8 protein-coding genes are annotated in these 12,355 nt (G+C 44.4%); 6 read left to right on the forward strand and 2 right to left on the reverse strand.

The window, feature by feature from the left end; genetic code table 11:
* The first annotated feature begins 23 nt into the window (after nt 1-23).
* The 3 genes from G395_RS0123410 (at nt 24) to G395_RS0123420 (ending at nt 5,517) form a co-directional block, all read left to right on the forward strand.
* Complete coding sequence (locus tag G395_RS0123410) at nt 24-2,438, forward strand: ABC transporter permease (RefSeq protein WP_026632286.1); 2,415 nt, start codon at nt 24-26, stop codon at nt 2,436-2,438.
* Nucleotides 2,439-2,463: 25 nt separating this feature from the next.
* Nucleotides 2,464-4,842: an ABC transporter permease gene (locus tag G395_RS0123415; protein ID WP_026632287.1), complete on the forward strand. Its 2,379-nt coding sequence runs from the start codon at nt 2,464-2,466 to the stop codon at nt 4,840-4,842.
* 303 nt (nt 4,843-5,145) lie between these two features.
* Complete coding sequence (locus G395_RS0123420) at nt 5,146-5,517, forward strand: hypothetical protein (RefSeq protein ID WP_026632288.1); 372 nt, start codon at nt 5,146-5,148, stop codon at nt 5,515-5,517.
* Nucleotides 5,518-5,563: 46 nt separating this feature from the next.
* Here G395_RS0123420 and G395_RS0123425 read toward each other — a convergent pair whose 3' ends face one another.
* A complete protein-coding gene (locus G395_RS0123425; protein WP_157486792.1) occupies nt 5,564-6,076 on the reverse strand; it encodes a hypothetical protein in 513 nt (170 codons plus the stop codon).
* Nucleotides 6,077-6,089: 13 nt separating this feature from the next.
* Nucleotides 6,090-6,641: an RNA polymerase sigma factor gene (locus G395_RS0123430; RefSeq protein ID WP_026632290.1), complete on the reverse strand. Its 552-nt coding sequence runs from the start codon at nt 6,639-6,641 to the stop codon at nt 6,090-6,092.
* Between the two features lie 153 nt (nt 6,642-6,794).
* On the opposite strand from G395_RS0123430, the gene G395_RS0123435 reads away from it, so the two are divergent.
* From G395_RS0123435 to G395_RS0123445, 3 genes are all read left to right on the forward strand, one after another.
* Nucleotides 6,795-7,121, forward strand: a complete 327-nt coding sequence (locus tag G395_RS0123435) for a DUF6249 domain-containing protein (protein ID WP_026632291.1) — start codon at nt 6,795-6,797, stop codon at nt 7,119-7,121.
* A 198-nt stretch (nt 7,122-7,319) separates the two neighbouring features.
* A complete protein-coding gene (locus G395_RS0123440) occupies nt 7,320-9,755 on the forward strand; it encodes an outer membrane beta-barrel protein (RefSeq protein ID WP_026632292.1) in 2,436 nt (811 codons plus the stop codon).
* Between the two features lie 173 nt (nt 9,756-9,928).
* Nucleotides 9,929-12,331 carry an ABC transporter permease gene (locus G395_RS0123445; RefSeq protein ID WP_026632293.1) on the forward strand — a complete coding sequence of 801 codons (2,403 nt, stop codon included), beginning with the start codon at nt 9,929-9,931 and terminating at the stop codon, nt 12,329-12,331.
* Nucleotides 12,332-12,355 lie beyond the last annotated feature (24 nt).

Raw genomic sequence — 12,355 nt, forward strand, 5'->3', positions numbered from 1 at the left:
ATTGAAAAAGCAATAAAACAGCCATGATCAAGAACTATCTCATCACCTCTCTCAGAAATTTACGGCGTAACTGGAATTTTACTTTGATCAACATTATTGGGCTTACATTAGGGCTGGCTTGTTGTTTGCTGATTTTTTTTACGGTCCGGTATGAGCTTAGTTTTGATCGGCATCATAAAAATGTTGACCGCGTTTACCGTATCCTGAAACATACGAAAGGGGAGGTGGACAAGGGATATAACACAGGGATGCCGCTTCCGGCTTTGGCAGCATTACGGAATGATTTTCCCGAGATCCGAAATCAGGTTTCCTGCACATATGCTTTACGCGGCGCACTGGTAACAATTGGCGAGGGGCCAAACAGGAAAAAGTATCCTGAGGACAATAATGCGGTTTCATTTATCGATCCCGAATATTTCAAACTATTCGATTACAAGTGGTTAAAAGGTTCTGCTGCCACTTCGCTGAACAATCCGGGCACAGTGGTGCTTTCCGAGAGCCAGGCGAAAAAGTATTTTGGGAATGCGGATCCGATGGGAAAAACCATCCGGGTTGAAAACCATAAGAATTTTATTGTTACCGGCATTATCCAGAACCCGCCTGCGACGACAAACTTCCCTTTCACAACCATGCTGTCGTTCGCGTCACTGAAAGATTATGGCTCATTTACGAACTGGGACGACTGGCAGAGCACTTACGGCGGTGGGCAAATGTATATGATGCTGCCGGAAAATGTGAGCGAAGAAAAAATGGAGCAGCAACTGGTTTCATTTGTCAAAAAATACAGAGAGCCAAAGGATGCGGCGACCGAAGAGTTTATCCTGCAACCTGTTAACGACATTCATTTTGATACTAAAACTTCAAATTATACCGGCAGAACGATCAGCAAAGGAATGATCTGGGCAATGGTTCTGGTAGGGTTGTTTATTTTAATTACTGCTTGTGTAAACTTTATAAATCTTGCGACCGCGCAGGCGCTCAGACGTGCCAGAGAGGTGGGCGTAAGAAAGGTGTTAGGCAGCACCAAAGGGCAGTTATTAAGGCAATATTTTTCAGAAACAGCGGTCATTACCTTTCTGTCTGTTATTCTCGCGCTGATCGTGGCGCAAGTTGTCCTGCCTAGTGTTGCCAACATTCTGAACATCAAAGCAGAAGGCGTTATTTTTATGACAGATGCTTCAGTTATGGCATTTCTAGCTGTGCTGACTATCATAACGACCATTCTCGCCGGTTTCTATCCTGCAATGGTGGTGTCGGGTTACCAGCCTATCCTTGCGTTAAAAGGCAAAATGCGGACGGTGGGAAGCGGACAGGCGAATTTGCGTTCGGGACTTATTGTGCTGCAATTTACAATTTCTCAGATCGTGCTCGTCGGAACATTGATTGCTTACAGTCAGATGAAGTACTTCCGTACACTGGATCTTGGTTTCCAGAAAGACGAAATCATCAGTATGCAGATTCCGAGCCAGGATCCGGGTGTTTTGGAAGGTTTGTATGCTAAGCTGGCAAATGAACCGGGTATTAGATCCATGAGTTTCAGTGCCTTTACCCCCATGTCGAGGAGCAATTGGCAAACGAGCTTTAAATATGAGAATGATGCTGAATTTCTTGATTACGAGATTGTTATGCGGCCTGCTGATACGGCTTATGTGAAAACTTATGGTTTGAAGCTCATTGCCGGTCGCATGTATTTGCCGGCAGACACCATGCGGGAATATGTGGTGAATGAGGCATTTGTAAAAAAATTAGGTTTCAAAAATTCGGCTGACGCGATCGGGAAGCGACTTACGATCGGTGGATCGGAGCATAAGCTGCCGATTGTTGGTGTGGTTAAAAACTTTAATACATATAGTCTGCACCGTGAAATTATTCCCTGCGTGCTTACCAGCGATCGCGGCAATTACCGCACATTAGGCATCAAGCTGTCGGAAAATGCGGATGCGAAGCAAATCGAGAGAATTGAAAAAGTTTGGTCTGCCACATTCCCGGATTATTTATTCAGCTATACATTCCTGGACGAAACGCTGAACAGTTTTTACGAAAAGGAGTCCAAATTGTTTGACCTGTTCAAAATCCTGACAGGAATCGCCATTTTTATCGGCTGTCTGGGCTTATACGGTGTCGTGGCTTTTATGGCTGAATCACGCACGAAGGAAATGGGCATTCGCAAGGCAATAGGTGCGTCGGCCTTTAATATTTTCAGTTTGTTTTCGGTCGATTTTATCAAACTGGTCTTAATCGCATTGGTCATTGCGTCTCCTATTGCTTGGTATGTAATGAAGGGTTGGCTGGAAGATTTTACGTATCAAGTGGAGATTAGTGCCTGGTTATATGTCGTTGCAGGCATCGGGGCGGTCATTATTGCATTGGTAACAATAAGTTTTCAGAGCATCAAAGCAGCTTTAGTGAACCCAGTTACATCATTAAGAAGCGAGTAACGATTCACCCAAAACTGCACAGGCAATGATCAAGAACTATTTGAAAATCGCATTCCGGAATCTCTCAAAAAACAAGATCTATTCATTCATCAACATTGCCGGGCTGGCCGTAGGCATCGCGGTCGCCATGCTGATCGGACTTTGGGTTTGGGATGAGCTGTCATTTAATAAATATCACAAAAACTACGACCGGCTCACGCAAGCGTACATTAGCCAGACATTTAATGGCCAAACAGGCAGCGGAAGGGCCGTGTCGCTTCCGGCGGTGGCGGAAATGGCCAACAAATACTCCGCAGATTTTAAACACACTTCCATGGCATCGTGGAATTTCGGGCATTTGCTGGCCAATGGGGATAAAAAAATCAACAAACCAGGCATGTGGGCGCAACCAGCCCTTCCCGAAATGCTTTCTTTGAAAATGCTGAAAGGCGACTTGAAAACAGCATTGAAAGAGCCAGGCTCGGTTGTCGTTTCAGAATCGGTTGCTAAGGCGCTTTTTGGTAAGGAGGATCCTTTGAACAAAACGCTTAAACTGGACATTAAGAAGGATGTAAAAGTGACTGGCGTTTATGAAGACATTCCCTTCAACTCCGAGTTTAATGAGCTCAACTTGCTGCTGCCCTGGAATGATTATCTGCTTGCCGAGAATTGGGTAAAAGAGGCTCAAACGCAATGGGGAAACCATTCTTTCCAGTTTTATGCGCAGGTTGCCGACCATGCAGATATTGAAAAGGTGTCCTTAAAAATACGGGACGTGGAACTGCCGCATGCTTTTTCGAAAACGGATAAACCACAATATTTTCTGCATCCGATGAGCCGCTGGCACCTGTATTCGGATTTTAAAAATGGCAAAAATGTTGGCGGCGGCATCCAGTTTGTTTGGCTATTCAGCATTATCGGCGTCTTTGTGCTGCTGCTTGCCTGCATCAATTTTATGAACCTAAGCACCGCACGGTCCGAAAAGCGCGCGAAAGAAGTGGGCATTAGAAAGTCGATCGGATCGTTGCGCAGCCAGCTGATCTTCCAATTCCTGAGCGAATCGTTTCTGGTGGTTTCCTTCGCATTAATCCTCGCTATTCTTATCGTTTTGGTTGCACTTCCTGCGTTCAATGACTTATCCGGCAAGCACGTCAGCTTTCCATGGCAGTACATACAGTTCTGGTTGATGCTGGTCATTTTTTCATTATTTACAGGTTTAATATCAGGCAGTTATCCGGCCTTTTATTTGTCATCGTTCAATCCGCTTGCCGTTTTAAAAGGCACATTTAAAGTGGGTAAATGGTCCGCTGTGCCACGTAAAGTGATGGTTGTGATGCAGTTCACAGTTTCTATTACATTAATTATTGGGACGATCATCGTTTTCCAGCAAATCCAGCATGCCAAAAACAGGCCGGTCGGTTATGACAGACAAGGACTTTTACAGATCAATATTTCACCCAATCTTTTTGGGAAATATTATCCATTGCGTGACGATCTGCTGAAATCCGGCGTGGTATATGAAATGAGCGAATCTTCAAGTCCTACAACCGGCATTTATTCCAATCAGATCGGTTTTGAGTGGGAGGGAATGGAAGAAGGTTCTGTTCCTTTGTTCGGGACTATTGCTTGCACGCATGACTTTGGCAAAACGATTGGCTGGAAAATCATTGAAGGCCGCGATTTTTCGAGGGAATTCTCGACGGATACAGCAGCATTTGTATTAAATGAATCCGCTGTAAAGCTGACCGGGATAAAGGATATTATTGGTAAAACGATCCGCTTCAATGGAAAACCGAGACAAGTAGTGGGCGTTGTTAAGGATATGGTTATGCAATCTCCCTATGAGCCCGCCGTCCCGACTGTCTTTCTAATGGATTACGAATGGGCTAACCTGATCAATGTTAAGCTACTGCCTGGCGCTCCCATCGAAAAGTCTCTCAAAAAAGTGGAAGCCATATTCAGGAAGCACGATCCGGATTCGCCATTTGAATTCAAGTTCGCTGATGAGGAATATGAAGCTAAATTTCGCGCTGAGGAACGGATCGGGAAGTTAGCAAGGGTTTTTGCGGTGCTAGCGGTGTTCATATCCTGCTTAGGTTTATTCGGTCTGGCCGCTTACACGGCTGAGCAGAGAACCAAGGAAATCGGCATCAGAAAGGCGCTAGGCGCCAGCGTTGCGCAAATGTGGGCAATGCTCTCCAAAGAATTCGTCTATCTCGTTATCATTTCCTGCGCCATTGCATCACCCATCGCATTGTATTTCCTGAGGGACTGGCTGAAAAAGTATGAATATCACATTGAGCTAAGCTGGGTCGTTTTTGCCGTCTCAGCCGTCACTGCCATCCTTATCACATTAATGACCGTAAGTTTCCAAGCTATCAAAGCCGCATTAATGAATCCCGTGAAGTCTTTGAGGAGTGAATAGGAGAATCTGGCTTGCATCTCTCCGGGTTGAAACCCGAAGGTAGGACATCGTCCGTGCCTGACGGCACTTACCAGGATGAGTGCCGTCAGGCACGGACAATATTGACGCCCCAGGTTTCAATCTGGGGACAAAAGCAAGGAATTAAATTCGCTATTGTCAATTGGAACAGGACCATTCATCGGTGCAAATGGACAGATCATCTGGTAATTGTAGCAGTTTGCAGACTGGCTTTCCGGTGCGTTAAACGTTTGTTGAAAAAGGGCCTCTAACCTACATAAAACAAACAATTTAAATATTAGAACCATGAGAAAGACCATCTTAGCAATCGCAACTATAGTAACATTGACCATTGGAAACAGCTTCGCGCAACGTTACGGACATGAAGTTCCGGCCATGAATAATTCACGCAGCGACAATGCTTTGGAAGAATACAAGATTAACAAGCTGGACCAAATTGTAAAGCTGACGCGTAAGCAGGAAAATAAGATCAAAAAGATCGAAAACCACTATGATCAGCTAATGTCTAACAGAAGATACAGCAGTTATCAGAATGCGCAGAAATTGGAAAGAGCCAAACAAAAAGACATTCTGGAAGTGCTGACAAAAGTGCAACGCCAACGCTTGTTTTCTTACCAAAACAGCTACAATAACGGGCGTTACAACCGAAGAGGTTAATCAAACCTAATTTAATAGCCTCGCTAGGTCTTGGAGAAAATATGCTTCAAGACTTAGCGAGGCTTCCTGTTTTTAGACGGAGTAAATAATCAAACAGCAGTAGTGAGGCCAGGCCAATGATAGCGAAAGAATACATCTCAGGAAGCTGGTTAATCTTATCTGAAACGATATAAGTGGGACGTGCCAGTTTATCAATAGCGCCCAGGATTTGCGAAGTTTGCTTGGTTTGACTTGGGGGTACAAATATGCATGCTAAGAATGCTAATGTCATACATGCGGCGATCCAAAACCATGTATTTCGGGATATAACGGGCTTGTATTCAATTGCTTTTGGGGCAGGTTGCAGTTTCAGCAATAAGTCGCTTGTAAACGAACCCGAAGGCTGTTCAGGAAGTGTTGTTTGCAGTAATCTCTTCAATGCAAGCTCCTCGCGGGAAGTGGCATGCTGTATTTCTGCCGTGACTTGTTTTACAACCTGCTGTGTGAAGTTTGCATCCGGTTTTTCCGGGGCAACTGTTTTAAGTAGGTTCCTGAACGCTTCTTCACTATGGTTTTCCATTTCCATGCTCCGCTTATAACAAGAATTGTAATTCTCTTCCTAATACTTTTCTGGCCCTGAATAACTTCACTTTAATGTTAGCCGCCGACAAGCCCGTGATTTCTTCAATTTCTTCAATCGAATTTTCATTCATATAATACAACGTAATCAGCAGCGACTCTATTTTCGGCAATTTGCCAATTGCTGCTTTAACAAATTTTTCCCGCTCCGCCGCCTGCATATACTCAATTTGAGGCGTTGCGTAGTCGTAAACATAGCTCTCAGTCAGTTCGTCGTCCAATGAGGAAAGCTGAATTCTGTGTTTTTGCAATTTAGAAATTGAGGTCCGGTAAACAATGGTGTATAGCCAGGTAGAAAATTTTGCATTGCCCTGGAACGAATCAATCTGCAAATAAGCCCTTACAAAGCTCTCCTGGGCCGCATCTTCTGCATCCTCCGCATTACCCAAAATCTTCATGGCAATGGTGTAGGTCATGTTTTTGTATTTATTAACAAGAAAAGTGAAGGAAGCCAGGTCCCCCTGTTTTACATTGTCAATATGGATCTGATCTCCCGGGTTTTTCATGCATTTTCTTTGCTCATCTGGTTATTAGACTGCTGCTACGGAGCAATGGTTACAGTGGAATGGGTTAATTTTTAAAAATATTTTCCCGAAAATCTGTAACCACTGTTGAGCTTGTATAGTCCAATATGTACAACTTTTCAACCAGACATTATCATGAACGGAGTTATCATTTCCCTCGGCGTATTTGCAGCTATTTTCGGAATAATTTATGTTTTTTTGGTGACAAGGCACCGCGAACGCATAGCACTAATTGAAAAAGGTGCCAACGCATCCATTTTTGAGAGTAACAGCTTCATCAGTTATCCGACATTGAAATTCGGGATGCTCTTCGTTGGAGTAGGGCTGGGTATTTTGACAGGCAATTTCCTAGAAAACTACTACGAATTCAATAGGGGCACCGCATACTTATCCATGACCTTTCTGCTAGGAGGCATAAGTCTTATCCTTAACTTCATAATAGAAAGGAAGATGATGAAATAGCATCTAGAATAATTTGGCATAGTACCTTGCATCACAAAGTACCTTTGTATATATTTGTTGCGTTGCCTGGTGTGAGTTAGGCGTTGGAGCGTCAGCAGCAAATTCTAAGATCATTTAGTAGCGGAAATTTTAAAAGAGTGGAAACTCTTACCGGAATTCCTATGCCTTTTTTTATCTGTTAGCCATAATTAATTAGCCATGAAAACTTTATTCTCAACTATTCTTGCAGCCCTCATTTACGGGCTCGTGTGCATGGGTTCCGCTGCTTTTGGTCAGTCCTTGCCCCCTGGCGGTAAAATTTCCGGTGCGGTATCCGACTCTGCAAGCGGAAAGCCGCTTGATTTTGTGACCGTTAATCTGATGCAAGGAAGTGCCGCGGTGAAAGCTGATTTTACAAAATCCGACGGGTCCTTTGCTTTTGAGAAACTGAAACCCGGAAAATATTCAGTAGTCCTTGTAGGCGTGGGCTATCATTCAAAAACCCTTACCGCCGATCTTTCCGACAGCTCAAACAATGCAATCAACTTAGGACCGATAGCGATTAGCCCTGCAACTGTTGGCTTGAAAGAAGTAACGGTTACGGCTTTTAAACCTATTGTGAAACAGGAGATTGACCGCATTACTTACGATTTGCAGGCCGATCCCGAAAGCAAAGTTTACAGTGTGCTCGAAATGATGCGCAAAGTCCCTTTCCTGTCAGTGGATGGCGATGAGAACATTTACCTGAAAGGCAATGCGGACTTCAAAATTCTGATTAACGGGAAACCGTCCAGTATGGTCGAACGCAGCTATAAAGAAGTGTTGCGAAGCATGCCAGCTTCTTCCATCGAACGCATTGAAGTGATTACAACGCCGCCAGCAAAATACGACGCGGAAGGATTGGCAGGGATTATTAACATTATCACAAACAAAAAAGTGGATAATGGTTACAATGGCACATTGAATGTAAGCGAACGTTTCCGCGTTGGCGGGCCGGGTTTCGGCGGGACATTTTCTGCAAAGCTGGGCAAATTTGGGATGACAGCCCTGGCCGGCGGCAGCATCTACGACACGCCGCTGACACGTACGCAGGTGGGACGGACCGCATTGGGAACGGAACCATCAGAATTGTTTCAGGAGAATTTTACAAGATCAGGAAATAAGAACGGATATATCGGATACGAGATTAGTTATGAGGTAGATAGCCTCAACTTATTAAGTGCCCAGGTGAATTTCAATGGGAGTAGATCTGATGGTTCGGGCAATCAGACTTCGGTGATCAACGTGAATGAGGAAGTGGTGGAGGGTTACCGCGTGAGAAATTACAATGATGGTTATGGAAAGGGAATGGACGCAGCATTGAATTATCAAAAAGGCTTTAAAGCAGATAAAAACAGGCTTTTGACATTGTCTTATCGTTACTATGGTTTTGATAATAACCAAAACAGCAACCTGCTGATTTCCGAAAGGATTAATTATGAAACACCCGATTACCGTCAGGTCAACGATCAGAGCTTCTCAGAGCAGACATTTCAGGTGGATTATGTATATCCGATTAAAAAACTGAACATTGAAGCTGGCCTGAAAGGCATTATGCGGGATAACAAGAGTGATTTCCAGTATAGCACCTACGATGCTGAGCGTAAGACGTTTGTGGTGAATACCGCCATGAGCAATATGTTCAATAACACGCAGAATGTCTTTGGGGCTTATAACACGTACCAATACAGTTTCAAAAACTGGGGCGTAAAGGCAGGCGCAAGGATTGAGCAAACCATCATCGATGCCGACTTTGTTTCGACCGATTCGGAAGTGAAGCAAAATTATTTCAATGTAATTCCTTCGGTTTCGATCAACAGGAAATTTAAGGATAATGTTGGTGTGAATTTTGGTTACACGCAACGCATTCAGCGCCCGGGAATTTATCAGCTCAATCCATTTGTCGACCGTACCAATCCGAGTTTCGAAAGAACAGGAAATCCGGACCTCCGGCCTGCGTTCGTGCATGATCTGCAATTGGGTTATAGCAAATCTAAAAAGGGCTCTATCAATTTCGGCGTGGGTTTTACACAATTTAAAGACCTGATTTTTGCGGTTGCCGTGTACAATCCGGAGACCGAAATCACCCGCACATCGTACGGAAATACAGGCAGGGCCAGGCTCATCAATGGAAATCTGAATATGAATTATCCGATCACCAAAAAATGGAATTTCAGCGCGAACCTGCGCATTGCGCACGGAAAAGTAACGGGCATCGTGAACGGCTCGACAATTACCAATAGTGGTGTAATGTATCAGCTGTCGGCTTCAACGGGTTACAAATTGGAAAAAGACTGGCGTATCAGTGCAAATCTGGTAAGTATGGGGCCAAGCGTGAATTTGCAAGGCACATCCAATTCCATGATCAGCCCGTCGTTCAGTGTGAATAAGGACATTATTAAGGATAAATTCTCGTTCTCCGCCGCCGCAAATAACCCATTTACAAAATTCAGAAAATACCATACAGAAACATCCGGGCCGAATTTTACATCCTTCAACGACCGGAGAGATTACTTCCGCTACTTCAATGTGAGCCTTAATTATAAGTTTGGCCGGTTGAAAGAAGCGATCAAGAAAAACAAGCGCAGCATCAGAAACGACGATGTTCAGAATTAATGTGGCTGACTGAGACTGAGTTCCGAGGTTTAAGCCAGGGAGTCTGTCCCGGCGCACAGGCGAACAACCATGTCCGTTATCGGACAATTGCTTCTGCTTTAAATTATTGATAGTCAATTGTTTATGCAGATGGCATACATTTATTGTCGTGCAAAGTCAAACGCCCAATAGCCATGTTTCAAAACTATCTTAAAATTGCACTCCGGAACTTGTTGAAACACAAGACATTCAGCTTCATCAATATTTCCGGAGTTGCCATTGGCCTTACTTGCTTTTTGCTTTTATCTCTTTATGTAAAAGACGAGCTGAGCTACGACCGTTTTCATGCAAATGCCGAGCGCATTTATCGTTTGAACCGGACGTTCCTTTCCAAAGACGGCACCGAATCGCTTCGTTTGGGACATACAGCCCCGCCATTTGCTCCATTGGTTAAGCAGGATTTTCCTGAGGTTGAGCAGGTTGTGCGTTTGCTTGAAATGGGCGGGCTGGTTGAGTATGGTGAGAATATTTATAATGAAAACGACGTTTTCGCAGCCGAGGCGAACATTTTTAAGCTTTTCTCTTTCAATGTAATCCAGGGTAACCCCGACAAAGCGCTTGAAAACCCCTTTTCCATCATGTTTTCCAAAAAAATGGCGGAGAAATATTTTGGCAAAGAAAACCCCATCGGAAAGACTGTTAAGCTCGAAAACCAGTTTGACTGCACGGTAACGGGTGTTTTTGAGTCTTTGCCATCTCAATCGCACTTTCATCCGGAAGCATTGATTTCCTTTTCTACACTGAATGACGACCGGGTTTATGGAGCTGAGGGTTTAAGGTCAAACTGGGGGAATAATTCGTTCTCTACATTTTTGCTTTTACCTAAAAATTATGATCCCCAAAAGCTGGTAAAAGCCTTTCCAGCATTCCAGAACCGCCATATCGATCCCAAAGCGTCCACTTACTCGGTTCTTAACCTGACAAAACTTACAGACATACATTTGCGTTCGCACCTTGACTCAGAAATTGAATCCAATGGTGATATCCAATATGTTTACCTGTTCTCGGCCATCGCGATTTTTATCCTGGTCATTGCCTGCATTAACTATATGAACCTTGCCACCGCACGTTCCGCTACGCGGGCCAAGGAAGTGGGGATGCGCAAAGTGATTGGCGCGGTAAGGCACCAGCTGGTGCGGCAGTTTTTGAGTGAATCTATTTTGCTGGTTGTTGTGTCGTTATTTTTTGCCATTCTGCTCGTCGTCATATGTCTCCCGTTTTTGAATGATTTCACGCAAAAACAACTTTCTTTCAATGCATTATTGGATCCTGTATTCCTGAGCATTGTGCTGGCTATCACATTGTTTACGGGCGTGATAGCAGGAAGTTATCCGGCATTTTTTATGACTTCGTTTCAGCCGCTAAGTGTTTTCAAAGGCCGCGTCGCTTCTGCATTGAAAAATGGAAAACTGCGTCAGGGCCTTGTGGTGACACAATTTGCGATTGCCGTTGTGCTGATCATTTGTACGGCGGTTGTTTATAATCAGATGAAATATGTAAAGAATTACAAACTGGGTTATTCCAAAGACCAAATGGTGCTACTGCGTGCCGGAAGTGATTCGGTCATTAACTATGAGAGCATTAAGCAGCAACTAAAGGCAAACAGTAACATTGTGGAAGTGGGACGATCGTCACGCATTCCTTCGGGCCGTTTGCTGGATTCCTGGGAGGCCTATGTCATGAAAGGCGATTCCATGGCACCTGCCGATATCGGGGTCAAATCGCTTTCGGTGGACGAGGATTTTATCCCCACTTACCAGATTGAAATGGCTGCGGGGCGGAATTTTTCGCGTGCTTTTTCAACGGATAAGACCAATGGCTTCATTTTGAATGAAACCGCCGTGAAGTTATTAGGCTGGAAGAATCCTGCCGATGCAGTGGGTGCGCGTTTCGGCTACGGTGAGATCCGCGGGCAGATCGTGGGTGTGACCAAGGACTATCATTTTGAATCTTTGCACCAGAAAGTCGCGCCTATTGTCATGTTCGCGCAAACGGACAGGCTGGGTTCGATGTCAGTGCACATTTCAGGCAGCAACATTAAGGATGCGCTGGCGCATATCGAGTCCGTTTGGCGAAAACAATTCCCTGACCGGCCGTTTGAATACGAGTTCCTGGATCAGAAATTCCGCGTTTTGTACGCCACAGAGCAAACCCAGCAGCTGCTTTTCGGCTTATTTTCAGGCATAGCGATTTTCATTTCCTGCATGGGCTTACTGGGTTTGTCGATCTTCATGGCGGAGATCCGGACGAAGGAGATTGGTGTAAGAAAAGTGCTGGGTGCATCCGTCACCAGTCTTGTGATTTTGTTATCCAACGATTTTATAAAATTGGTGTTGGTTGCCATTGTAATTGCTTCACCCATAGCCTGGTATGCCATGAATTCCTGGTTGCAGGACTTTGCTTATCATACAAATATACATTGGGGCGTATTTGCGTTTGCAGCCATTATTTCCGTGGCTATTGCCCTGTTTACCATCAGTTTTCAAAGTATAAAGGCCGCGTTGATGAACCCGGTTAAGTCATTAAAAAGTGAGTAAAATTTAAACCTGATCATATACATA

The sequence above is a fragment of the Dyadobacter alkalitolerans DSM 23607 genome (genome assembly GCF_000428845.1).
Classification (GTDB): domain Bacteria; phylum Bacteroidota; class Bacteroidia; order Cytophagales; family Spirosomataceae; genus Dyadobacter; species Dyadobacter alkalitolerans.